The 21,119-nt window shown below is 71.2% G+C and carries 18 protein-coding genes, 2 pseudogenes and 1 riboswitch; of the genes and pseudogenes, 5 read left to right on the top strand and 15 right to left on the bottom strand.

What is annotated here, in order from left to right:
- Nucleotides 1-280 precede the first annotated feature (280 nt).
- From KQY30_RS22955 to clpS, 10 genes are all read right to left on the bottom strand, one after another.
- Nucleotides 281-1,231: a PLP-dependent cysteine synthase family protein gene (locus tag KQY30_RS22955; protein ID WP_217308444.1), complete on the bottom strand. Its 951-nt coding sequence runs from the start codon at nt 1,229-1,231 to the stop codon at nt 281-283.
- Nucleotides 1,231-1,533, bottom strand: coding sequence for a MoaD/ThiS family protein (locus tag KQY30_RS22950; RefSeq protein ID WP_046509348.1), 303 nt, complete (start codon nt 1,531-1,533; stop codon nt 1,231-1,233). The genes KQY30_RS22955 and KQY30_RS22950 overlap by 1 nt, the downstream gene beginning before the upstream one ends.
- Before the next feature lie 110 nt (nt 1,534-1,643).
- Entirely contained in the window at nt 1,644-1,778 is a 135-nt protein-coding gene (locus KQY30_RS37175; protein ID WP_302185332.1) for a putative leader peptide, read from the bottom strand.
- 180 nt (nt 1,779-1,958) lie between these two features.
- Complete coding sequence (locus KQY30_RS22945; RefSeq protein ID WP_217308443.1) at nt 1,959-2,777, bottom strand: ABC transporter ATP-binding protein; 819 nt, start codon at nt 2,775-2,777, stop codon at nt 1,959-1,961.
- Nucleotides 2,778-2,797: 20 nt separating this feature from the next.
- A complete protein-coding gene (locus tag KQY30_RS22940) occupies nt 2,798-3,919 on the bottom strand; it encodes an iron ABC transporter permease (RefSeq protein ID WP_217308442.1) in 1,122 nt (373 codons plus the stop codon).
- Between the two features lie 165 nt (nt 3,920-4,084).
- Complete coding sequence (locus KQY30_RS22935; protein ID WP_217311264.1) at nt 4,085-5,080, bottom strand: ABC transporter substrate-binding protein; 996 nt, start codon at nt 5,078-5,080, stop codon at nt 4,085-4,087.
- A gap of 102 nt (nt 5,081-5,182) precedes the next feature.
- A riboswitch (cobalamin riboswitch) is annotated at nt 5,183-5,309 on the bottom strand.
- A complete protein-coding gene (locus KQY30_RS22930; RefSeq protein ID WP_217308441.1) occupies nt 5,305-5,718 on the bottom strand; it encodes a Mov34/MPN/PAD-1 family protein in 414 nt (137 codons plus the stop codon). Its footprint overlaps the riboswitch before it by 5 nt.
- A gap of 181 nt (nt 5,719-5,899) precedes the next feature.
- Entirely contained in the window at nt 5,900-7,234 is a 1,335-nt protein-coding gene (locus KQY30_RS22925) for an amino acid permease (protein WP_254407662.1), read from the bottom strand.
- Between the two features lie 512 nt (nt 7,235-7,746).
- Nucleotides 7,747-8,325 carry a DUF2017 domain-containing protein gene (locus KQY30_RS22920; RefSeq protein ID WP_217308439.1) on the bottom strand — a complete coding sequence of 193 codons (579 nt, stop codon included), beginning with the start codon at nt 8,323-8,325 and terminating at the stop codon, nt 7,747-7,749.
- Nucleotides 8,325-8,630: an ATP-dependent Clp protease adapter ClpS gene (gene clpS, locus KQY30_RS22915; RefSeq protein WP_046500072.1), complete on the bottom strand. Its 306-nt coding sequence runs from the start codon at nt 8,628-8,630 to the stop codon at nt 8,325-8,327. Before clpS ends, KQY30_RS22920 begins: the two co-directional genes overlap by 1 nt.
- 166 nt (nt 8,631-8,796) lie before the next feature.
- On the opposite strand from clpS, the gene KQY30_RS22910 reads away from it, so the two are divergent.
- Nucleotides 8,797-10,125: a nicotinate phosphoribosyltransferase gene (locus KQY30_RS22910; protein ID WP_217308438.1), complete on the top strand. Its 1,329-nt coding sequence runs from the start codon at nt 8,797-8,799 to the stop codon at nt 10,123-10,125.
- Nucleotides 10,126-10,328: 203 nt separating this feature from the next.
- A pseudogene (locus tag KQY30_RS22905) lies at nt 10,329-10,910 on the top strand (nicotinamidase); the annotation flags it as partial.
- Between the two features lie 199 nt (nt 10,911-11,109).
- Here KQY30_RS22905 and KQY30_RS22900 read toward each other — a convergent pair.
- Together KQY30_RS22900 and KQY30_RS22895 are read right to left on the bottom strand one after the other, a co-directional pair.
- On the bottom strand, nt 11,110-11,463 hold the full coding sequence (locus tag KQY30_RS22900; protein WP_217311263.1) for a hypothetical protein: 354 nt from the start codon (nt 11,461-11,463) through the stop codon (nt 11,110-11,112).
- A 124-nt stretch (nt 11,464-11,587) separates the two neighbouring features.
- Nucleotides 11,588-13,999 carry an immune inhibitor A domain-containing protein gene (locus tag KQY30_RS22895; RefSeq protein ID WP_217308436.1) on the bottom strand — a complete coding sequence of 804 codons (2,412 nt, stop codon included), beginning with the start codon at nt 13,997-13,999 and terminating at the stop codon, nt 11,588-11,590.
- A 416-nt stretch (nt 14,000-14,415) separates the two neighbouring features.
- Between KQY30_RS22895 and KQY30_RS22890 the strand changes: the two genes are divergently transcribed.
- Complete coding sequence (locus KQY30_RS22890) at nt 14,416-14,706, top strand: hypothetical protein (RefSeq protein WP_217308435.1); 291 nt, start codon at nt 14,416-14,418, stop codon at nt 14,704-14,706.
- A 22-nt stretch (nt 14,707-14,728) separates the two neighbouring features.
- On the opposite strand, the gene KQY30_RS22885 is transcribed toward KQY30_RS22890, so the two are convergent.
- Together KQY30_RS22885 and KQY30_RS22880 are read right to left on the bottom strand one after the other, a co-directional pair.
- Nucleotides 14,729-15,457 (bottom strand): RDD family protein, encoded by a 729-nt coding sequence (locus tag KQY30_RS22885; protein ID WP_217308434.1) that lies wholly within the window; start codon nt 15,455-15,457, stop codon nt 14,729-14,731.
- Nucleotides 15,458-15,638: 181 nt separating this feature from the next.
- On the bottom strand, nt 15,639-17,105 hold the full coding sequence (locus KQY30_RS22880) for an RDD family protein (RefSeq protein ID WP_217308433.1): 1,467 nt from the start codon (nt 17,103-17,105) through the stop codon (nt 15,639-15,641).
- Nucleotides 17,106-17,551: 446 nt separating this feature from the next.
- Between KQY30_RS22880 and KQY30_RS22875 the strand changes: the two are divergent.
- Nucleotides 17,552-17,919: pseudogene (locus KQY30_RS22875) on the top strand (SsgA family sporulation/cell division regulator).
- 84 nt (nt 17,920-18,003) lie between these two features.
- On the opposite strand, the gene KQY30_RS22870 reads toward KQY30_RS22875, so the two are convergent.
- Nucleotides 18,004-19,371: an FAD-binding oxidoreductase gene (locus KQY30_RS22870; protein ID WP_217311262.1), complete on the bottom strand. Its 1,368-nt coding sequence runs from the start codon at nt 19,369-19,371 to the stop codon at nt 18,004-18,006.
- Between the two features lie 116 nt (nt 19,372-19,487).
- Here KQY30_RS22870 and KQY30_RS22865 point away from each other — a divergent pair, with 116 nt between their 5' ends.
- Nucleotides 19,488-21,026 carry a tetratricopeptide repeat protein gene (locus tag KQY30_RS22865; protein WP_217308432.1) on the top strand — a complete coding sequence of 513 codons (1,539 nt, stop codon included), beginning with the start codon at nt 19,488-19,490 and terminating at the stop codon, nt 21,024-21,026.
- The last annotated feature ends 93 nt before the right edge of the window (nt 21,027-21,119 follow it).

Here is a 21,119-nt window from a genome sequence, read left to right as displayed (position 1 = left end):
GAGACGGCTGCGGCCCCCGGCCCGGATCGGGCGGGGGGCCGGGGGTGCGGTCCGGTACGGCGGGTACGGGGCAGGGGTACGGGTCTGGCGCCGGGCCCTGGGACCCCACCCGGGATGTTGCGGCCATGGCACCGGGCCCTGGGACCCGCACGGGGTGTTCCGGCCATGGGCACCGGGGCCCGGGCCCGGAGGCCCGGGCCGGCGCGCCGCGCGCTCACATGTCGCGCGTCACCTCACACCGCTACCTCACAGCGTCACCTCAACGCCGCGTGTCATCGCGTTACGCCCAGAGCTGGCCGTGCAGGGTCTCGATGGCCTCTTCCGTGGTGGCCGCCGTGTAGACGCCCGTGGACAGATATTTCCAGCCGCCGTCCGCGACGACGAACACGATGTCCGCGCTCTCGCCCGCCTTGACCGCCTTGCGGCCGACTCCGATCGCCGCGTGCAGCGCCGCGCCGGTCGAGACGCCCGCGAAAATGCCCTCCTGCTGGAGCAGTTCACGGGTACGGGCGACCGCGTCGGCCGAGCCGACGGAGAAGCGGGTGGTGAGGACGGACGCGTCGTACAGCTCGGGTACGAAGCCCTCGTCGAGGTTGCGCAGCCCGTACACGAGGTCGTCGTAGCGCGGCTCCGCGGCGACGATCCTGATGTCGGGCTTCTGCTCGCGCAGGAACCGCCCGACGCCCATCAGCGTGCCCGTCGTGCCGAGCCCCGCCACGAAGTGCGTGACGGACGGCAGGTCGGCGAGGATCTCGGGCCCGGTGGTGGCGTAGTGCGCGCCCGCGTTGTCGGGATTGCCGTACTGGTAGAGCATCACCCAGTCCGGGTTGTCGGCCGCCAGTTCCTTGGCCACCCGTACCGCCGTGTTGGAGCCGCCCGCCGCCGGGGACGAGATGATCTCCGCGCCCCACATCGTCAGCAGGTCGCGCCGCTCCTGGGAGGTGTTCTCCGGCATGACGCAGACGATGCGGTAGCCCTTGAGGCGGGCCGCCATGGCGAGCGAGATACCGGTGTTGCCGCTGGTGGGCTCCAGGATGGTGCAGCCCGGGGTGAGCCGTCCGTCCTTCTCGGCCTGCTCGACCATGTGCAGGGCGGGCCGGTCCTTGACGGAACCGGTCGGGTTGCGGTCCTCCAGCTTGGCCCAGATCCGTACGTCGTCCGACGGGGACAGCCTGGGGAGCCGTACCAGGGGCGTGTTGCCGACCGCCGCCAGCGGGGAGTCGTACCGCATCAGGCCGGGTTCGATTCGAGCGCCCCGCCGGCCACCGCCGGGAGGATCGTGACGCTGTCGCCGTCCGCGAGCTTGGTGGCGACTCCGTCGAGGAAGCGGACGTCCTCGTCGTTGAGGTAGACGTTCACGAAGCGGCGGAGCTGGTCGCCCGCGGCGGGGTCGATGAGCCGCTCCCGGATGCCGGCGTGCCGGGTTTCGAGGTCGGTGAACAGCTCGGAGAGCGTGTCGCCGGTGCCCTCGACGGCCTTCGCGCCGTCGGTGTAGGTGCGGAGGATGGTCGGGATGCGGACCTCGATGGCCATGGCGTGGGCTCCTGTCGGGAGATGGCGTGACGGGCGCGCGGCTCGGGCCCCCGCGCGAGGGGGTGATGCGGTACGGGTCGGGTACGGCGGGCGGCGCTCGCGGCCGTCGCTCAGCCTGCGCGGCCGGCGGAAAGGACCGCGCCGCCCGGACAGATGGCGCTGGCGAGGCGGCACAGGTCGACGTGCAGCCGCGCGACGAGCAGCGGGGTGCTCGGCGTCTTGTCGCTCACGTCATGGAAAACCATGGGTTCATCGTATCGATTCCCGGTCCGCGGCCCGGCATGTGATCTCGTATGGCGGACCGAGAACGTTCGTCACGTGGACGGCAGGCCTGAGGGGGTGCGGAGCCGGGCGCGCGCGGGGGGCCGGGAGCCATGGGACGGGATGACGGGTCGGGAGCTACGGGACGGGTGACGGCTCGGGGGCTACGGGAGGTAGACGACGCTGGGGGCGCCGGTGACGGGGTGGGTGGTGATCTCGGCCGTCACTCCGTACACCTCCGCGAGCAGTTCGGGGGTCAGCACGGAGCGCGGCGGGCCCGAGGCGACGATCCGGCCGTCCTGGAGGACATGGATGCGGTCGCAGTAGTAGGCGGCCAGGTTCAGATCGTGCAGGGCGAGCAGATTGGTGGTGCCCGACCGGCTGATCAGGGTCAGGACATCGAGCTGGTGGCGGATGTCCAGGTGGTTGGTCGGTTCGTCCAGTACGAGCAGGGCCGGCCGCTGCACCAGGGCGCGGGCGATGAGGGCGCGCTGCCGCTCGCCGCCGGAGAGGGACGGGAAGGCCCGGTCGGCGAGCGGGGCGATACCGACCCGGTCGAGGGCGGCGGTGGCGAGTGCGGTGTCGGCGGCGGTGTCGGCCTCCCAGAAGCGCTTGTGGGGCGAGCGGCCCATGGCGACGACCTCGCGGACGGTCAGCTCGAAGTCGACCCTGCCGTCCTGCGGTACGGCGGCGACGCGGCGGGCCCTGGCCTTGGGTGCCATGGTGTGCAGGTCGTCGCCGTCGAGGAGGGCGCGTCCGGCCGTGGGGCGGAGCGTTCCGTACACGCAGCGGAGCAGGGTGGTCTTGCCGCTGCCGTTGGGGCCGACGAGTCCGACGGTCTCGCCGGGGGCCGCGGTCAGTCCGACGCGGTCGACGAGGAGGCGGCCGTCGGTTTCGTACGAAAGCGCTTCGACGCGCAGTTCGGCGGCGGGGACCGGGGCGGGCGGGCGGTCCGGGGTGCCGGTGCTCGTACGGTCGCTCATTCCGGGGCTCCTTCCAGTGCTCACTCCGGGGCTCCTTCCGGGCGGCGCCGCATCAGCCACAGGAACACCGGGCCGCCGATGAGCGCGGTCAGGACGCCGACCGGGATGTCCTGGGGCGCGGCGACGGTACGGGCCGCGAGGTCGGCGACGACGAGCGCGACCGCCCCGGCCAGCGCGGCCACCGGCAGCAGTGCCCGGTGGCCGGCGCCGACGGCCATCCGCGCGGCGTGCGGCACCAGCAGCCCGATGAAGCCGACCGCGCCGCTCGCGGCGACCATCACGGCGGTGACCAGGGAGGCGAGTACGAAGACCGCGGCCCGGAAGCGCGAGGTGTCGAGACCGAGGACGGTCGCGCCCTCCTCCCCCGCCAGCAGCAGATCGAGCGGTCTGGCCAGCGCCATGAGCAGGGCGGTGCCCGCGACGAGCGCGACGGCGGGCGGTACGAGCGTGGCCCACCGGGCACTGCCGAGGCCGCCCAGCGACCAGTAGAGGGCCTCCTGGAAGTGCTCGGGCCTGGCGGAGACGACCAGGATCAGGGTGGTGAGCGCGGAGAGGATGTACGAGACGGCCACCCCGGCGAGGACGAGCCCGCCCCCGCTCATCGTCGAGCCGCGCCGGGCCAGCCCGTACACGAGCGCCAGCGCGAGCAGCGAACCGGCGAAGGCGGCGGCGGGCATGGCGACGGTGGTGGTCACCCCGCCGCCGATACCCAGCACGAGGACCAGGACGGCACCGGTGGAGGCGCCGGAGGAGATCCCGAGGAGGAACGGGTCGGCGAGCCGGTTCCGTACGAGCGCCTGGAGGACGGTCCCGACGACGGCCAGCCCTCCGCCGACCACGGCCCCCAGCAGCACCCTGGGCAGCCGTACGTCGAGCACGATGGTCCGGAACGGGCCGGGAGCCGCGCGGCCGGTGAGGACCTCGATCACTTGGCCGGGCGGGATCCGTACGGAGCCGAGAGCTAGGCCGGCGACGATGGCTGCGGTTAGCGCGAGGGCGAGGCAGCCGAGGGCGAGGGGGAGGCGGAGGCGCCGGGCCGCGGGCTGCGGCCGGGCGGGGGTCGGGGGCGGGGGCGTGGGCGAGGACCGCGGGCCGGTTTCGGCGGAGCCGTGGGGAGCGCCTGCGGCGGGCTTCTCCCCCACCCCGCCCCTTCCCGGAACCGGGGCTCCGCCCCGGACCCCGGTGTCCTCAAACGCCGGACGGGCTGGATTTGTCCTCAAGCGCCGGACGGGCTGTTTCTTGCCCTCACACACCGGACGGGCTGAACTTGCCCCGGTCGGAGGCTTTGGGTCGTCGTGCATCGGGCGTTACTTCGTGCGCGTCGGGTGGAGTTGGGTCGCCAGGCGTTCTATCGCCTCCGGCGCCCGTACGCCCAGGACCACGTCCGACAGTGGCATCACCGCGAAGCTGCGGTTCTTGATGGCCGGTATGTCCTTCAGCGCCGGGTCGTCCAGAAGGCGTTTCTCCTTCTGGGCGACCGTCGTCGAGCCGTAGTCGTAGATGACGACGGTCTCGGGACGGCGGGCCACGACCTGTTCCCAGGTCGCGTCGCCGAAGGTCTTGTCGAGGTCGGCGAAGACATTGCGGCCGCCGGCCAGCCGGATCAGCTCGTTGCCGATGCCCTTGCCGCCCGCGGTGAACGCGGTCCGGTCGCCGCTGTCGTACACGAAGACCGACACGGGCCTGACGCCCTTCAGTTCGCCTGCGGTGGACTCGACCGTCGCGCGCGCCTCGGTGATCCAGCGCTTCGCGCGCTCCGGGACGCCGAAGACACGGCCGGTCTCCTCGACCTCCCGGTAGACGTCCTCCATCGTGGTCCGGCCGTCCGCGCAGTTCTCCAGGTTGAGCCGGGTGTTGATACCGGCCGCCTTGAGTTCGTCGCGGCTCCGGCCGTCCTTCGCGTCAAAGGCGCTCGCGTACCCGCCGTACACGAAGTCGGGTGCGGCGGCGAGGAGTTTCTCCTTGGAGGGGTACTCCGCGGCGAGGACCGGCACGCTCTTGTACGCCTTCTCGTACGCGGGCAGGATCCGGTCGTCCAGCCAGGCGGTGCCGACCAGGGACTTCTCCAGACCGAGCGCGAGCATGATCTCGGTCACGTGCTGGTTCATGGTGACCACACGCTTGGGCGGCGCCTGGTACGTGGTCGTCACCCCGCAGTTGGTGACGGTGTACGGGAAGCCGGGCGCGGCGGATGCGGCGGGCTTGCCTTGCGTGGCGGCGGAGTCCGCCGCGGTGGGGCCGCCGCAGGCCGTGAGCGGCAGCAGGACGAGCACGGCGCACACCGCGGGCAGGGCGGACGACAGGGCTGATACGGCGGACGGCGCGGCGGGCGCGAACGCGCGGCGGCGCCGGGGCACGGCAGACACGACAGGGCCTCCTCCGGGGGATTTCCGCGTCCCCTGGCTGGTGGGAGAAAGGCGGCAGGTCAGTTCCTGGCTGCCAAGCGGAGCTTGGTCACAGTGGCGGGACCGCGCCGGTTTCGCACCGGCTTCCTGGGTCCTGCCGCCTCGTTTCTGCGTCGAGTCTCTCAGACGATCTCGACGGGCTCCTCGGTGACCTCGCCGTCCACGATCCGGTACGAGCGGAACTGGAAGGGGCCTTCGCCGTCGGTGTCCGCGGTGGAGACCAGCACATAGTGGGCGCCGGGCTCGTTGGCGTAGGTGATGTCCGTACGGGACGGATAGGCCTCGGTCGCGGTGTGGGAGTGGTAGATGATCACCGGCTCCTCGTCGCGGTCGTCCATCTCCCGGTAGAGCTTGAGCAGATCGGCCGAGTCGAACTCGTAGAAGGTGGGCGAGCGCGCGGCGTTGAGCATGGGGATGAACCGCTCGGCCCGTCCGCTGCCCGCGGGGCCCGCGACCACCCCGCAGGCCTCGTCGGGGTGGTCGGCTCGCGCGTGCGCGACGATCTGGTCGTGCAGGGCCTGGGTGATGGTGAGCATGCAGAGAATATAAACGGGACCGCCGCGCGCGGTCCGGTCCCGGTACGAGCACGTGGGCCGGCCCCGGTACGAGCGCATGGACCGGCCCCGGTACGACAGGGCCGGCCCGCGCGGTGTGCCCGGTGGCGCGGGCCGGTACGGACGTCACCGGCACCGCACAGCCTTCGGCCGCGCCGTGTCCTCAGTCGCCGGACGGGCTGATGTGCAGCACAGGCACGTCGCGCCGCTTCAGCACCTGCCAGCCGACCGCCAGCCCCACCGCCCACACGGCCGCCACATACAGGCAGACCCGCGCGTCCTTGTCGTACGCGATCAGACAGGTCACCAGTGCCAGGAAGGCCACCGCGACCCAGCTCAGCAGCGCGCCGCCGGGGGCGGGGAACGACGAGGCGGGCAGCCGTCCGGCGTCCACCGCGCGGCGGTAGCGGATATGGCTGATCAGGATCATCATCCAGGTCCAGATGCCGGCCGCGGTGGCCACCGAGGTCACATAGCCGAACGCCTTCTCCGGGACGACGTAGTTGAGGACCACGCCGATCCCCATCAGTACGGCGGACACGGTGATGGCGAGGGCGGGCGTCTTGCGGGAGTTGAGCCTGCCGAAGGCCTTGGGCGCCTCGCTGTTGGCGGCGAGGTCGCGCAGCATCCGGCCGGTGGAGTACATCCCCGAGTTGCAGGAGGAGAGCGCGGCGGTCAGGACGACGAAGTTGACGATGCCGGCCGCGAGGGGGATGCCCATCGTCTCGAAGGCGTGCACGAAGGGGCTGTTGCCCGCCGAGAACTCGGTCCATTTGACGACCGCGAGGATCACGGACAGCGCGCCTACGTAGAAGACGATGATGCGCCAGGGCAGCGTGTTGATGGCCTTGGGGAGGGTCTTCTCGGGGTTCTCCGACTCGCCCGCGGTGACCCCGACCAGTTCGACGGCGAGGTAGGCGAACATGACGCCCTGAAGGGTCATCAGGCTGGATCCGATGCCGTTCGGGAAGATCCCGTCGTGCGCCCAGAGGTTGGACGCGGATGCGGTCTCGCCCGCGTCGGAGAAGCCCAGCGTCAGCACGCCCAGACCGATGACGATCATGCCGATGATCGCGGTGACCTTGATCATCGAGAACCAGAACTCGACCTCGCCGAAGATCTTCACCGAGATCAGATTGACCCCGAAGAGCACCACCAGGAACACCAGCGCGCTGACCCACTGCGGGATCTGCGGGAACCAGAAGTGGATGTAGATGGCGGCGGCGGTGAGTTCGGCCATCCCTGTGACGACCCACATCAGCCAGTACGTCCAGCCGGTGGCGAAGCCGAAGAACGGGCCGAGGAACTCTCTGGCGTACTCGGCGAAGGAGCCCGAGACCGGCCGGTAGAGCAGCAGTTCGCCGAGCGCCCGCATGATGAAGAAGATCACGACACCCGCGAGGGCGTACATCAGGATGATGCTGGGGCCCGCCTTGGCGATATTGGCTCCGGCGCCCATGAAGAGGCCGACCCCGATGGCACCGCCGATGGCGATCATCTGGACCTGCCGGCTGCCGAGTCCCCGTTCGTAGCCCTCTTCGGGCGCTCCGGCCGGCCGGTCTCCGGAGGGGCCGCCTCCGGCCGGGTCCGCCGCGGCGCGGTCGCCACCGTGTCCCGTACCGCCGTGTTCGCCGCCGTATTCCTTGTCGACCTGCGCAGAGGTCATGGTCGTGCGCCTTTCTCCATACCGGTCCGCGCCGCACGCGGCCACGGGACCGGTTCGTGATCCCCCCGGATGACGGATGGAGTTCCGCCGGCGGTCGGCCGGCGGAGAACACCCCCGGGGACAGGGGTGGAGTCCCCGGGGGGTCGTGAAGATCTATCACGGCGGAGGGGGTCACCGGCGCACGGTTCTGTGGCGGAGCCCACAGGCAGAAGCGGACGAATCGCACCGCGAAGAGCAAAGGACGCCGGAGCGTTGACGCGATCGTTATGGCGAATTGAGGGTGTTCTGAGGGTGTACGGCACGTACGGAAAGGCCTCGCGGCTGCTTGCGGCCGCGGACGGCCCCTACGGCATCAGCGTCTCGACGAGGGTCTCCTGGAGCGCGCCGAGCCAGAGGTACGCCATCACCATCGGCTTGCGCGGGTCGGAGTCCGGCAGCCGGTACAGCTCGCCGCCCTCGTCCTCGTCCGTGACCTCCAGCCGTGTCCCGATGGTCAGCCGCAGGTCGTTGAGCGCGCCGAGCCAGTGCAGACAGTCCTCGGACGTCAGCTTGAGCACCGCGCCGCCGGCGCCCGCCGAGCCGAGTCCGTCCAGGGTGCGGACGACCGCCATCCCGTCCTCGCGCTTGCGGCTGCGCAGGTCGTTCTCCGTGAAGCGTCTGAACTCGGCGGAGAACTCCTTCAGTTCGTCGTCGTCATCGCCGTACGCGTCGGGGAAGAGCCGGGCCAGCGCCGGGTCGGCGGGCGGCTCGCTGGGGCCCTCGGCGAAGAGCGAGGCGAGCGGGTCCTCGCCCTGGGCCGGCTCGTCACCGGGCCCGATCAGCTCCAGGAGCTGTACGGCGAGCGAGCGCAGGATCGAGATCTCGACCTCGTCGAGGGCGACGGCCGCTCCGCCGCCCGGGATGGCCTCGAAGCGCCCGGCCATCAGGCACGGTCCTGGGAGAGGGTGGCCCAGAGCCCGAACCCGTGCATGGCCTGCACATCGCGCTCCATCTCCTCGCGGCTGCCGCTGGAGACGATCGCGCGGCCCTTGTGGTGGACGTCGAGCATCAGTCGGTGCGCCTTGTCCTTGGGGTATCCGAAATAGGTCTGGAAGACGTACGCCACATAACTCATGAGGTTGACGGGGTCGTTGTGGACGATCGTCACCCACGGGACGTCGGGTTCCGGGACGGCGAAAGTCTCCTCGGCCGATTCGGGGCGTTCGATCTCAGTGGGAGCAACACTCACGGTTCCGGACGACCTTCTTCTCTGCCGGGCTTCTCTGGCCGGGTCACAGCGTCACACGCCGGGGCACAGCGTCACACGACCCATGCTGCCACCCGGGACGGCCTGTCGCACAAACGGCCACGCAGAAATCGTCAGTCTGACGAGAGGTAGGGGTAGAATTCTTGTTATGAACACAGCGGATCTTGGACTGCCGGTCGACGTCCCGTCGACCGCGCTCTTCACCGATCAGTACGAGCTGACGATGCTCCGTGCCGCGCTGCGGGCCGGCACCGCCGACCGCCGCTCGGTCTTCGAGGTCTTCACCCGCCGGCTGCCCGAGGGGCGCAGGTACGGAGTGGTCGGCGGCACCGGGCGGGTCCTGGACGCCGTGGAGAACTTCCGCTTCGACTCGGACGTCCTGGGCTTCCTCCGGGGGAACGGCATCGTCGACGAGGAGACGCTCGGCTGGCTCGCCTCGTACCGCTTCGGCGGGGACATCTGGGGCTATCCGGAGGGCGAGGTGTACTTCCCGGGCTCTCCGATCCTGCGCGTGGAGGGCTCGTTCGCGGAGTGCGTGCTGCTGGAGACGGTGGTCCTGTCGATCCTCAACCACGACTCGGCGATCGCGGCGGCGGCCTCCCGGATGTCGGCGGCCGCGGGCGGGCGCGGGCTGATCGAGATGGGCGCGCGCCGTACGCACGAGCTGTCCGCGGTGGCCGCCGCGCGCGCCGCGTACGTGGGCGGCTTCGACTCGACCTCCGATCTGGCGGCCGGGTTCCGGTACGGCATTCCGACGGTGGGCACCAGCGCGCACGCCTTCACCCTGCTGCACGACAGCGAGCGGGACGCCTTCCAGGCGCAGGTCGCCTCGCTCGGCCGGGGCACGACCCTGCTGATCGACACTTTCGACGTGGCCGAGGCCGTACGGACGGCGGTGGAGATCGCCGGGCCCGAGCTGGGGGCCGTCCGTATCGACTCCGGCGATCTGCTGCTGGTCGCGCACCGGGTGCGGCAGCAGCTCGACGAGCTGGGCGCGCTGAACACCAGGATCGTGGTGACCTCCGACCTGGACGAGTACGCGATCGCCTCGCTGGCCGCCGCGCCGGTCGACTCGTACGGCGTGGGCACCCAGCTCGTCACCGGCAGTGGGCACCCGACCTGCTCCATGGTCTACAAGATCGTCGCCCGCGCGGCCTCCGCGGACCCGAAGGCGCCGCTCCAGCCGGTGGCGAAGAAGTCGCTGGGCGGGAAAACCTCGATCGGCGGCCGCAAGTGGGCCGCGCGGCGTCAGGACGCCCGGGGGTGCGCCGAGGCCGAGGTGCTCGGTACGGGCGCGGTGCCGCCGGAGCTGCTGGAGCGGCAGCTCCTGGTGCAGCTCGTCAAGGGCGGCGAGATCGTCGCGCGGGAGCCGCTGGAGACGGCGCGCGCCCGGCACTTCGCGGCGCGGGAGGCGCTGCCGCTGTCGGCGACACAGCTCTCGCGGGGCGAGCCGGTGATCCCGACCGAGTACATATGAGTCGCGTGGGGGCGGTGGTGAAGGATGTCCGGCTCTTCCCGCCGGAGGGTCCGCGTCTCTAGGCTCGTACGACCCGCACAGCTCGTGCGGCCCGTACGGGCCGCGGCCCGTACGCCCTTCCCCGCCGTCGCCGCGAGACCCGTCCCGTCCGCCCGCCCCGCTCGTCCGCCGCTCGTCCGCTCCCCCGCCGAAGGATGGCCGTCATGCACCGCGCGTTGCTCGTCGTAGACGTTCAGAACGACTTCTGTGAGGGCGGCAGCCTCGCGGTGACGGGAGGGTCGCAGGTCGCCGCCGCCATCACCGATCTGATCGGCGAGGCGGCGCCGGGATACCGGCATGTGATCGCCACCCGGGACCACCACATCGACCCCGGTGACCACTTCGCCGACAGCCCGGACTTCGTCCGCACCTGGCCCGCGCACTGTGTCGCGGGTACGGAGGGCGTGGGCTTCCACCCCAATTTCGCCCCGGCCGTCGCCTCCGGCGCGATCGACGCGGTCTTCGACAAGGGGGCGTACGCGGGCGCGTACAGCGGCTTCGAGGGGGCCGACGAGAACGGGACGCGGCTTGTGGACTGGCTGCGGGCCCGCGAGATCACCGAGGTCGACGTGGTCGGTATCGCCACCGATCACTGTGTCCGCGCCACCGCGCTGGACGCGGCCCGGGAGGGCTTCACCACCCATGTGCTGCTCGATCTGACGGCGGGGGTGGCCGTGGAGACCACGGAGAAGGCGCTGGAGGAGCTGCGCGAGGCGGGCGTGAAGCTGATCGGCAAGCCGGTCGTGGTGAACCGTCTGTCGCCGCCGTCCCCCCGGAGCACGGCCGGCGCGCCCCAGGAGGGCACGACCGGCGCGTCCGGCTGACCGGTCGGTCCGCCCGAGGACGAACCGGCGCCGGGCCCATCGGCCGGACCGGCGCCGCGAGCCCAGCGAGATCCAAACGAGAGGCCCTATGCGCCCAGGGCGCCCAGGGCGTCCAGGGCGCCTATGACGCCTCGTACGCCGGGCCCTGGTATCCGGCGTTCGCGGGGCTCGCCGAGGGGCGCAGCAGGGCGCGTATCGGCTGCCAGAGCTGGTTCCTGCGCTCCGGTGTGGCACGCCACAGCAGGCCGTCCGGATGGTGCAGTACGGCGGTGATCTCGTCCGGCGTCGGAGGCTCCGCGTTGCCGCGCAGATACACCGCGCGCAGCCCCAGATTCCGCAGCCTGGTCAGGGCGCGGGCCCGGTTCACCGCGTGCACGAGGACCCGTACCGTACCGCCCTCGGCCGCCGGGCTGGGCAGGGTCAGTGCCACCACCACCGTGCCGTTCGGGAGCTTGCTGAAGCCTCCGCCTGCCATGTCGCTCATCTCCCCCGTGAGACATCCCGTCAATAAGAGAACCGCAGGATGCACCTAAACACGATCGGCCGCCGCCCGCTAGAGGGCGACGGCCGATCCTGCTCTGACCTGCGGTTACTTCCGGTTACCGACCGGAGCGGCCCACCGTCACCGTCAGCGTCTGGCCGTCCAGCGGCTGGCCGATGACGCTGATCTTGGTGTTGGTGTCAGGAACCTTGACGCTCGCGCTCGGGTTCTCGGCGCTCCAGTAGGTGCCCTTGCGGTCGTCGAAGACCGGGGCCCCGGCCTGGGACTTGATCCGGGTCGGGACATTCGCCTTGTGCAGCGTCAGCCCGGTCGTCGGCCACCAGCCGAAGGTGGAGTCGTACGCCTGGATCCGGTTGCGCATGACCGTACCGTCCGACCACTTCAGCGGCTTGGCGTGCGCGTCGATGGGCAGCACCAGACCCTCACCGGGGTGCTGGCTGGTGTTGTTGTCCACCTGCGAGGTGTCCCACAGCCAGATCAGCAGACCGGGCTGGTACGGGAAGTGCTCGACCTTGTTGTCGTTCGGCGCCGTGAAGCCGAAGTTGTACGGGCCGACCTCAAGGGTCTTGTCGTACGAGACGTACTGGCGGTTCTCGGCGATGTAGTACTGCGGGTAGTCCTGGGTGAAGGACTCACCGATGCGCGAGAAGCCGTCCGCGGTCCAGCCGGCGTCGTCGCCCTCGGCGTTGTCGGAGAAGACCGCCGCGCCGTCCGCGGTCAGGGTGATCGCGTCCGCGGCGAAGCCCTTCTGCGCCACCCCGCCGTCCGTCTGGTAGCGGAAGCGCAGGTCGAACTTCTGGCCCGCGTAGGCGTCCAGCGGGAAGGAGAGCTGCTGGTACGAGCCCGAGACGCCGGTCAGCGACGGCTTGTCCGCCGCGTCACGGGGCAGCGGCACGCCATTGGCCGTACCGTCGAGCACCGTCCAGTTGGCGCCGCCGTCCGTGGACACCTCGGTGTAGAGGTAGTCGTAGTCGGCCTCGATGTCCCACCAGCCCTGGAGGTCCAGCGTCGCCGTGGACTTCCCGGTCAGGTCGACCGGGCGGGTGAGGGTGTTCTTGAGGTCGTCACCCATGTCGCTCCACCACTGCTTGGAGCCCTCGGCGGGCTTCACGACAGTCGTGGTACGGGTCTTGTTCGGCAGCTCGACGATCAGCGCCTGCGGGTTCTTGGTGTTGTACTCCGAGACACCCAGCTTGTGCGTGGAGCTGGTCGCGGCCTTGGCCTCGGCGTAGTTGAGCCAGCCGAGCTGGAGCTTGTCCCAGGCGGTCATGTCACCGGGCAGGTCGCCGATCGCGTCCTTGCCGGTGCCGAGCCAGGAACCGGACGACATCAGCGTCCAGAAGGCCGTCGAGTTGTCGCCGCCCGCGGTGTCGTACAGGTCGGGCAGGCCCAGGTCGTGGCCGTACTCGTGGGCGAAGACACCGAGGCCGCCGTTCTCGGGCTGCATGGTGTAGTCGCCGACCCAGATGCCGGTGTTGCCGAACTGGGTGCCGCCCGCCTTGTTGTCGGCCGGACCCGTGCTGCCCGCGTTGGTGCCGTACGCGTACCAGCGGTGCGCCCACAGGGCGTCCTCGCCCTGGACGCCGCCGCCCGCGGACTCGTCCTCACCGGCGTGCACGATCTGGAAGTGGTCGATGTAGCCGTCGGGCTCGTTGAAGTTGCCGTCGCCGTCGAAGTCGTAGCGGTCCCACAGGTCGTACTGGGAGAGGTCCGCCTTGATCTGGGCGTCGGTGCGGCCCTGGGCCTTCTGGTCCGCGGTCCAGGCGTTGACGCCGTCGCGCACCGCGTCCCAGACGTTGGCGCAGTTGCTGGAGCCGCAGTAGTTGGAGCCGTAACGGGCCTCGTTGTAGGGGACCTTGACCCAGTCGGAGACCTCGCCGTCGACCGAGTAGCGCCCGGAGGACGTCTTCTCGTAGTAGGTCTTCAGCGACTCCTTCTGCTTCCCCTTGCGGTCCTTGCCGGTACCGAAGTAGAGGTCCTGGAAGTGCTGCTGGTTGTAATCGGCCTGCCAGGCGGTGGAGTTGTCGACCTTGCGGTCGGGCTCCGCTATCTGGTTGTGCTGGGGGCCGGGCTCGCCGCCGTACCGCGGGACGGGCGGGAGCGGACCCGGGCCGTCCGGGTCGTACGTCGTGGTGTTGTCGACCTGGTCGCCGAACTCGACGAGGATCGTGAAGATCTTGTCGGTCTTCTCCCGGCCCAGCTCGACGTACTTCTTGTTGTCGAGCCTGACCACGTTGGAGCCGCCGCGCTTCTCCACCTTGGCGGCACCGGAGATGACCTGCTGGAGCGCTGCCTCGCGCTGCTGTTCCTGCTGCTTGCTGAACGGGCCTTCCAGGTCGTGTTCGACCTGCCCCTTCTGCGGCGCCGGGTCACGGCGCTCGATACCCGCGGGGCCGGATGCGGGACTGTCCTCGGCCTGGGCCGTGGTGAAGGCCGAAGCCGTGGCGGCGGTCGCGGCCAGGGCCACGATCACCGCGGACATTCTCTTCGCCCGTCTGTTTCTGATCACTTGATGCTTTTCCTCCCCGGCGCACGCGATCCGCGGACCGGGAGTGAGGGATCCGCGCGCGTCTGCGTCATAAGTGACGACATTCGACCGGAGTTAAGAGAGAAAAGACAGACCTTGACTTGCACTGGTCAACTGCACTATACGAGGGCCCGGTTTCCGCCGGCCGAACAGCGCGGACATGGAGGAATTCGGACAACAGGCACACAATTCAAGCCGCTTGGCGAGGGGTGTGACTCGATGCGCCCCCCATGCGACGGAACCGTGGGTGAGGTCACGCTTACGGCCCGTTCCCCTCGGGCATGCACCGCCTTAGAGTCGACTGAGAGTGCGAACTGCTCGCATCTGCCCTGCCGTTGCGGCCTGTGCGGAGTGCGCGAGACACCCCCGATACCGATGCTCCGAGGACGGATTCCGCCATGCCGCGTCCGACTGCAGCACAGCTCGCCTATGGTTCCGCCACCGTCGTCTGTTCCACCGTCGTCATGCTGCTGCTCTCGGGGATCACCACCGGTGCCGGCGCCGTGGTGATCGGAATCGCCGCGCTCGCCCTGGGACTTCTGGTCACGGTCACCGTGCCCGCGCCGGGCCGGGCGTCGGACCGGGCGGCTCGTACGGCGGGCAGCGCGGAGCCGTCCCGCGACCGGGCGCCCGCCGCGCGGATCCGCAGGGGCGCCGAGTCGCGCTTCCAGCACTCGCTGCGCCGCTAGGTCGTGTCCGGCGTCCTGCCTCCTAGGGCGTGGGCCGCTGCTCCGGCTCCTGTACGACGACGGTCCTGGCCGCCTTGTCGTGGAGGCCCTGCCGGTAGGGCCTGCTGGCCACGATGCTCAGGATGATGATGGCCCACCAGATGATCAGGCAGCACAGCAGCGCGGGCAGCCAGAGCACGATCGCGCGCAGCAGCGAGGTGCCTGTGTCGGGCACCGCGCCGTTGTTGAGCATCGCGACGCGCAGTTTCATCCAGCGTTTGCCGAGCGTCTGGCCGGTTTTCCGGGCCATCAGGGTGTCGTAGCCGACAAAGGCGATCACGGAAATGACCGACCACAGCCACTGCGTTCCCGTATTCACCTGATTGGCGAAGTCGTCCCAGTTGCTGCTGTTCGCCCGGCCGCGCCAGCTTCCGAAGAATCCGGACAGAATCGCCAGCGGTACGAAAATGATCAGGGCGTCGATGATCCGTGCCAGCAGCCGTCTGCCGAAGGGCGCGAGCGGCGGCATTCCGGCGAGCGGATCCGTACCGCCGAACGGCCCGCCGCCGTAGGCGTTCCGGCCGTGGACGTCCCGGTCGTAGGGGCCGCCCGGCGGCGGACCGCCGTCGCCGCCATAAGGAGCACCGTACGGCGAGCCGGCCCCCGGGGACGGCGGGCCCTGCGGGCCTTCCGGTGACGGGGGTTCCTGCGGCTTCTTCAGAAACGGGTCGTCATCGGGTGCCGGTCCTGGCGGCGGCTGATCGTTGCTCATGGGGGCAGTGCACCGCGCGGGGCAGAGACACGCAACGGATCACCCGCCGTTCGGAGCAGTCCGGCGGGCGTCCGGAGTCCTGTGGACGCGGCGGCGTTCAGGGGGGCGGCGGCCGTTACGGGCCGACGTCCTTCACGGGTGCGGCGGCCTTTACGGGCCGGCCTCCATTTCGCGTTCGGCGTCAGCCCGCCACGAACGTACGCGCCGCCTTGTCGTGCCAGCACTGCCGCCAGGGCCGGTCGACCAGGCACCACAGCACATTCAGAACGCCCACGACCAGCACGCCCAGCAGACCGTAGACCAGCCAGCGGCGCAGCGCCGCACCGAAGGCCGGGGCCTCGTGGGACTCGATGTCCCGTACTTCCAGACCGCAGAGCTTCTTGCCGAGTGTCCGCCCCCAGCGGGCCGTCGGCAGCGCTTCGTACAGCGTCCCGAGGATCAGCAGCGCCGCCAGCGCCATCCCGAGATAGCCGGCCGTCGTGCCGTCGATGAGCCAGACCGTGACGGTCTCTCCGGTCTCCTTCGCCGCCTCGACCTTGGCGTCGATATGCGTACGGGCCCGGGAGTAGAGGGGAAGGGAGGCGGCGCCGACGAGCGCGCCCAGGACGAGGGAGTCGATCAGCCTGGCCACGAGCCGCTTGGCCAGCCCGGCGGGCCTGGCGGCGGCCTGGGCCTGCGCCGCCTGTAGGAACGGGTCGTCGACCGGCGGCTTCCAGGGCACGACCGGATGGTCCGGCGCGCCGGGGGTCATCGGCTGGGCCAGCGGATGCGCCTGCTGGGCCCACGACGTGGCGCCGCCGCCGGAGCCGGAGCTGACGGGGGCCTGCGGCTGGGACGGTGACCGGGGGTGCGCGGGCGGTACGGCCGTGCCGGTGTGGGAGGCGCCCTGGTTGAGCGCGCGGATCGACATGGTGCCTTCGGTCCGGCCCGCGGCGGCGACAGCGTCGTCGTCCTTGGCGCGGCGGGCCGCGCGGAGGGCGCGGATGGCGACGGTGCTGTCGACGGGCGGCTGCGCTCCGGCACCCGCGCCCGCTCCGGCTTCCGGGTCGCGCGGGGCCGGCGGGCGGCCCGTATCGGCGCCGGTTCCCGCGCCGGGACCGGAGTCCCGGCCCGTGTCCGGCCTGACACCCCGTCGCATCGCGCGGATCGCGACCGTGCCTTCGGAGGGCGCCGACGGCGGGCCGTCGTCCGTGCCCGGCCCGAGGGCGCGTACGCCGGGCAGCGCGCCGCCCGTCGGATCGCCGGGGGTGGGCGGCGGCACCTCGTGCAGCGCGGGCGGCGCGGGGTCGAGCGGAGCCGACGGCGCGGGGATCCGGGGATCCTGGCCGCCCGCGCCCCAGGACACCCGCTCGTCCCGCTCGCCGCCGAAGCCGGTCTGCCGGGAGGCGTCGGCCTGCCAGGCGGACGCCGGTTCCTGCCGGGGTCCTTCGGAGGGCTCCTCGTCGAGGAAGACCGGTCCGGTCTCGTCGACCGCGGGCGGCGCGGCGGCCGGACCCGGCTGCGCCGTCTCGCCGCCCTGGGGCGCGGGCCGGCTCGTACCGGGCACCCAGGCCGCGCCGTTCCAGTAGCGGACATATCCAGGGATGGAGGGGTCTGGGTAGAACCCTTCCCGGGGTACGTTCCCGCCGTCACCAGGAGGAGTAGCCACTGACCCCAACTCCGTTCACTCACACCATGTTCGCCAGGGAAGACATTAACGAAGAACTCAGATGCCTGAAGAAGGGGAACAGCAGAAAGGCCGCATTCGAAAGGATGTGGGCAGAGAAATGTTCGCCATGGTGTACGAACAGCCGGGCTCCAGTGCCAAAAGGGCGAGCCGGGGGCGCACGAACGGGCAGGCAGCGCGGGTGACGCGCCGGGGTGCGCGGGCCGCGCGCGGGCGGCTTCGAAGTCGTCGCCGAAAGTCGCGTAATAAACGGCGGGCCGGGGCCTCTCTCCTGGTACGGGCCCGTCGCGGGGCCACCGTCAGGAGAGGAAGTGCCGCTCATGGACACTGTCGTGGAGCGCGATCTGGAGTTGCGTCTGGTGCTGTCGCCGGAGCGCGGGATTCCTGTTCCGGCCCGGCTGACCTACCGCACGGACGATCCGTATGCCGTGCACATCACCTTTCACACCGGTTCCGACACCCCGGTCAAATGGAACTTCGCGCGCGAGCTGCTGGTGGAGGGGTGTTCCGGCCCTGCGGGCACGGCGATGTACGGATCTGGCCGACCAGGATCGACGGGCGCGGCGTGCTGTGCGTCGCGCTCTCCTCGCCCGACGGGGACGCGCTGCTGGAGGCGCCCCTGGTGGCGGTGTCCGCGTGGCTGGAGCGCACGCTGCGGATCGTGCCGCCGGGGACGGAGAGCGAGCAGCTCGGCATCGACGACGGCCTCGCCCGGCTGCTCGCCGCCACCCCGGGGGACGATCTGTGGCTGCGCGACCCGTGGCCGTCGGACGGATCGGCGGACGGCGAGCGGTAGACCGTGGCACGCGACGCGCCATGCGACGTGCCGCGCGAACCGTCACCGGTACGGGACAGGTGCGGGCGGGCCGGGGCCGGCCCGTCAGAAGAGCTTGCCCGGGTTGAGCAGGCCGAGCGGGTCGAACGTGCGCTTGATGCCGCGCTGCAACTCCAGCCCCACGGGCCCCAGTTCGCGCGACAGCCACTCCTTCTTCAGTACGCCGACGCCGTGTTCGCCGGTGATGGTGCCGCCCAGTTCCAGGCCGAGCGCCATGATCTCGTCGAAGGACTCGCGGGCGCGCCGGGACTCGTCCGGGTCGGCCGGGTCGAAGCAGACGGTCGGGTGGGTGTTGCCGTCGCCCGCGTGCGCGCAGACGCCGATGGTCAGGTCGTACTTCTCGGCGATGGCGGCCGTTCCTTCGAGCAGCGCGGCGAGCCGGCTGCGCGGTACGCACACGTCGTCGATCATCGTCGCCGCCTTGACGGCCTCCAGCGCGGTGAGCGAGAGGCGGCGGGCCTGGAGCAGCATCTCCGACTCGGCGGCGTCCTCGGCGGGAACGACCTCGGTGGCGCCGGCCGCCGCGCACAGCTCGCCGACCGCGGCCAGCTCGGCGGCGGGGTCGGGGGTGTCGAAGGCCGCCAGGAGGAGGGCCTCGGTGGTGTCGGGCAGGCCCATGTTCGCCATCGCGTTGACGGCGCGGACGGTCGTACCGTCCATCAATTCGAGGAGGGACGGGGTGTGGCCGCGCTCCATGATGCGGCAGACCGCGTCGCACGCGGCGGCGGCCGAGGCGAACTCCGCGGCCAGCACGAGCTGTTGGGGCGGCTGGGGCTTGAGCGCGAGGACGGCCTTGACGACGATGCCGAGGCTCCCCTCCGAGCCGACGAAGAGCCGCGTCAGGTCGTAGCCCGCGACGCCCTTGGCCGTACGGCGGCCGGTGGTGAGCAGCCGGCCGTCGGCGAGGACGACTTCGAGGCCGAGCACATACTCGGCGGTGACGCCGTACTTGACGCAGCACAGCCCGCCCGAGGCCGTGCCGATGTTCCCGCCGATGGTGCACATCTCCCAGCTCGACGGGTCCGGCGGGTAGTAGAGGCCCTGCTCGCCGACCGCCCGGGAGAGGGTGGCGTTGATGACGCCCGGCTCGACGACGGCGATGCGGTCGACCGGGTTGATCTCCAGGATGCGGTCCATCTTGGTCAGGGACAGGACGATGCAGCCGTCCGAGGCGTTGGCCGCGCCCGACAGCCCCGTACGGGCACCCTGCGGGACGACCGGCACACGCAGCTCGGTCGCGGTCCGCATGACGTGCTGGACCTGCTCCGCCGAACGGGGCAGGACGACCACCGCGGGGGTGCCGGCCTCGCAGAAGCTGGCCATGTCATGGGAGTAGGAGGCCGTGATGTCCGGATCGGTGATCACTGCTTCGGCGGGAAGTCCGGATCGCAGCCGTACGAGGAGGTCAGCCAGATCATCCATGATCCCAGCGTCGCATCCGGGGCCATCGGTGTGAACCCGTCTGCGATCCACAACCTCAAGCGCGGATATGTTCTTCATATGGACGCACAGTAATCACCATGAACCCCATGAAAACAGAGCAGGTCAGACAGGTCAAACGGGCGGCGCTGGCCGCGGGGGTGGGGGCGGCGCTGGTCGGGGGCGTCCTGCTGTTCGTACCGGAGCGTGACCGGCCGCCGTTGAGCCCCGAGGCACGTGCGATGGCGGCGGCGGGCTCCGGGGCACCCGCCGCGTTCGCCGACCTGACCGCGCTCATCCGCGACCGGGAGGCCTGGCTGCGCTCGCACCCGGAGGACGGCGAAGCCTGGGCCGTGCTCGGCGCGGCATATGTGGAACGCGGCGCGCGGCGCGCGGACTCGACGTACTTCCCGAAGGCCGACCAGGCGCTCCAGCGCTCGCTCGCGACGGTCCCGACCGACGGGCTCTCCGGCGCCGACGGGCCCGGCGGACCCGGTGAGGACGGCAAGGCCGGTGAGTCCGCCGAGTACGGGAATCCCGCGGCCCTGGTGGGTCTCGCCCGCCTCGCCAACGCCCGGCACGACTTCGCCACCGCCAGGAAGTGGGCCGAAACGGTACGGAACCAGCGGCCCGACGAGGCGTCGGCGTACCCGGTGCTGATCGACGCGTACAACGGTCTCGGCGAGTACCGGGCGGCGGGCGACGCCCTGGAGAAGCTCCAGGAACTGCGCCAGGGAGCGCCGGTGCTGGAGCGCTCGGCGGCCAACTACCGCGAGCGCGGCCGGCAGGACGAGGCGGCGGCCAAGGCGGCCGAGGCCGCGGCGCGCGCCACCACCCCGGAGGAGAAGGCCGAGGCGCTGCACACCCTGGGCATGGTGTCCTGGGACCGGGGCGAGCCGACCGAGGCGCTGGCGCACTTCAACTCGGCGCTGACGGCGGCCCACGACCATCCCGCGTCCCTGGCCGGACGGGCGAGGGCACTGGCCGCGCTGGGCAGGACGGACGAGGCGTACCAGCAGTACGCCACCGCGCTCGCCAAGCTGCCGAAGCCCGAATACTCCCTGGAACTCGGCGAGTTGTACGACTCGCTGGGCCTGAACGGGGACGCGGAGACCCAGTACGAGGCGCTCCGCGAGCGGGTCGAGAAGGAGCGCGCCCATGGCGTGAACGAGGAACTGGTCCTCGGCCGCTACGAGGCCGACCACGCGGACCCGGAGTCGGCGGTGACCCGGCTGACGGCCGAGTGGACGCGCTCGCACCGGAGCATGTACGTCGCGGACGCGCTGGCCTGGGCGCTGCACCGGGCGGGCCGGAGCGAGGAGGCGCTGAAGTACGCGCGGAAGGCGACGGGGCAGGGGCCCAGGAGCGCGCTGTTCACATACCACCAGGGTGAGATCGAGCGGTCGCTCCAGATGTACGGTCCGGCCCGCCGCCATATCGAGGAGGCGCTGCGGATCAATCCGTACTTCTCACCGCTGCTGGCACCGAAAGCGCGGGAGGCGCTGGACGAGCTGCGGGATCTGCCGGTCACCCCGCCCGTCTCGCCGCCTGCCTCCTCCCAGCTCCCGGTGCCCTCGCAGGCGCCGGTGCCCGTGCCGACCCAGCCCGAGGTGCGGTCTTCGCCGTCCGTCTTCCGGGGCGGCATCTGAGGCGGGCGCCGGGCCCGAGCGAAGGGGGCGCGGCCCCACGGATGAGGGGGATTCCCCGTGGGGCCGCGCGGTCTCCGCGTACGCGTCGGTACG

The organism is Streptomyces sp. GMY02 (assembly GCF_019056675.1).
Classification (GTDB): Bacteria; Actinomycetota; Actinomycetes; order Streptomycetales; family Streptomycetaceae; genus Streptomyces; species Streptomyces odonnellii.
The sequence above is the reverse complement of the archived record's forward strand: the minus strand, read 5'-3'. Positions and strand labels throughout refer to the sequence as shown.

Excerpts from the sequence above, each read along its gene's own strand:
- KQY30_RS22955 (WP_217308444.1), bottom strand. The coding sequence starts at position 1,231 with ATGCGGTACGACTCCCCGCTGGCGGCGGTCGGCAACACGCCCCTGGTA.
- KQY30_RS22950 (WP_046509348.1), bottom strand. The coding sequence starts at position 1,533 with ATGGCCATCGAGGTCCGCATCCCGACCATCCTCCGCACCTACACCGAC.
- KQY30_RS37175 (WP_302185332.1), bottom strand. The coding sequence starts at position 1,778 with ATGGTTTTCCATGACGTGAGCGACAAGACGCCGAGCACCCCGCTGCTC.
- KQY30_RS22945 (WP_217308443.1), bottom strand. The coding sequence starts at position 2,777 with ATGAGCGACCGTACGAGCACCGGCACCCCGGACCGCCCGCCCGCCCCG.
- KQY30_RS22930 (WP_217308441.1), bottom strand. The coding sequence starts at position 5,718 with ATGCTCACCATCACCCAGGCCCTGCACGACCAGATCGTCGCGCACGCG.
- KQY30_RS22925 (WP_254407662.1), bottom strand. The coding sequence starts at position 7,234 with ATGATCGCCATCGGCGGTGCCATCGGGGTCGGCCTCTTCATGGGCGCC.
- KQY30_RS22920 (WP_217308439.1), bottom strand. The coding sequence starts at position 8,325 with ATGGCCGGGCGCTTCGAGGCCATCCCGGGCGGCGGAGCGGCCGTCGCC.
- KQY30_RS22910 (WP_217308438.1), top strand. The coding sequence starts at position 8,797 with ATGAACACAGCGGATCTTGGACTGCCGGTCGACGTCCCGTCGACCGCG.
- KQY30_RS22900 (WP_217311263.1), bottom strand. The coding sequence starts at position 11,463 with ATGGCAGGCGGAGGCTTCAGCAAGCTCCCGAACGGCACGGTGGTGGTG.
- KQY30_RS22890 (WP_217308435.1), top strand. The coding sequence starts at position 14,416 with ATGCCGCGTCCGACTGCAGCACAGCTCGCCTATGGTTCCGCCACCGTC.
- KQY30_RS22885 (WP_217308434.1), bottom strand. The coding sequence starts at position 15,457 with ATGAGCAACGATCAGCCGCCGCCAGGACCGGCACCCGATGACGACCCG.
- KQY30_RS22865 (WP_217308432.1), top strand. The coding sequence starts at position 19,488 with ATGAAAACAGAGCAGGTCAGACAGGTCAAACGGGCGGCGCTGGCCGCG.